Consider the following 1738-nt stretch of genomic DNA (forward strand, 5'->3'; position numbering starts at 1 on the left):
AATTAAAATCAGTGGAGATAAAATCATGATAGGTACACCAATGATATAAGCTAATATAAATGGTGATAGTATTAGCAGCGCAAATAAACTCACTATTATAATAATACAATTCATTACACTTAATCCCATAATTGACAGCAGTGCTGTAAACATACTTTTAATACTTTTATTCTCTTCAACCCTATCAATTGCATAAGCAGCGTTTAATTCTTTAGCAATCTCTTCAGGATTCCCTAATTCTTTAGATATTTCCTCTTCACTTTTATTTTCATGTTTTCCCTCAGCAAAATGCATCACATATTCATCTATGATATCTTTTTTTTCCTGATCAGACATATACTTCAAATTATCTTTTAGAAATTTCAGAAAATTATTTTTGTTCAAGTTTATTATACTCCTCGATAAATCAATTAATTATTAAGGAAAACTTTGTCAATTACTTCCTTTGTAATTCTGTTGTATCTTCTAAATGGTCGATAAAAACGATTCACAAAAGCAATGAAATCAACCTCACATAATTTTACCTCACTTGTTACTTTAATACGATTGGATCATGAATAAGTTCTATTTTAAATTAAATTGTCCATTTAAAATTAACAAAAAATCTAACTGCAAATTGCAGATAACAAGCGAACGCTTTTTGAATTTTCCTTATGAAAACCATTTTTCCTTCTTGTACTAACCAGAGTCGTTAGTTAAATAACTTCAACAAAAAGTGCATTAATACTTCTTGGATCAACGCACCCGTTACTTTAATAAGAACAATTAGAGTGTTATTACCACTAAGGCAGAAAATATGACTCCGGAAAAAGGAATAATATACAAACTTTGTTTTTTTCTCTTTGGAACAAAAAGTAAAATGATAATTATCATTAAAGCGTACGATATTCCAATGCCAAGCATATCAAAATATACTCCATCACTTACAAGAACATTTTCGACATTCGCATATTTTTCATAATACTCTACCGTGAAAAGATAGAATTTATATCCTTCAAATGCAATCGCAGAAACTGGTAAAGCTGTAATAATACTAGAAATTATGTGGTCAGTACGTGAAAACCACATTATGTATGCTGGGATTGTTGATAGTAATGCAGCCAAGGACCAAAAAACAATATACTTTAATGGAAAAAGGTTAAGAAATAAGATCGTATACATGTAATATGAAAATAACATTGCAATAAGGAATACAAAAACACGTGTTGCGGCTAATTTGGGAGTGTAAGAATAGGCAGCTACAAAAGCAAGAATAAATATCCATAACCCCAATTTACTTCCGATTAACCCTAAGAATGAAAGTTCGTTAGGAATTAAAGCCAAATCAAGTATTTTAGCAATAAGACCTGATGCAAATCCAAAAATGAATGAAAATAAAACCGAATATGCTATTTGATTTTTGCCAACTTTAATATTAGTACGTATTCTATTAGATTTTAAAAACATACTCATAATCAACCTCGATTATTTTATTTTTGTTTATACAAATGATTGTTTAACAAAAGTTAAACATCACTCTTCAACTAACATCTGCCCCGATAGTTTAATAACTTCAACAAAAAGGTGCGTAATCCTTCTTGGACCAACGCACCCGTTCGTATTATAAGGTTAACCAGATAAGAAAATATTTCTGGTTGACCTTTTTTAAAATGGTTTTATTATAACGGTAGCCGGGGTAGAACGTCCGCACCCGTGGGACTTGATCCCGTCAACTAAACAGTTCGCCCCCTACTTGTAG

At 30.7% G+C, this 1738-nt stretch carries 2 protein-coding genes; both read right to left on the bottom strand.

The window, feature by feature from the left end; all coding sequences use genetic code 11:
- On the bottom strand, nucleotides 1-384 hold a 384-nt coding region (locus V7097_RS25680), incomplete at its 3' end, for an HAAS signaling domain-containing protein (RefSeq protein ID WP_335706480.1).
- Between the two features lie 381 nt (nucleotides 385-765).
- Complete coding sequence (locus tag V7097_RS25685) at nucleotides 766-1452, bottom strand: hypothetical protein (RefSeq protein ID WP_335706481.1); 687 nt, start codon at nucleotides 1450-1452, stop codon at nucleotides 766-768.
- Nucleotides 1453-1738 lie beyond the last annotated feature (286 nt).

It is taken from the genome of Bacillus sp. JJ1562, assembly GCF_036962705.1.
Classification (GTDB): domain Bacteria; phylum Bacillota; class Bacilli; order Bacillales; family Bacillaceae_L; genus Ferdinandcohnia.

What these genes read in the sequence shown, in the direction of transcription:
- V7097_RS25685 (WP_335706481.1), bottom strand. Translation starts at nt 1,452, where the DNA reads ATGAGTATGTTTTTAAAATCTAATAGAATACGTACTAATATTAAAGTT.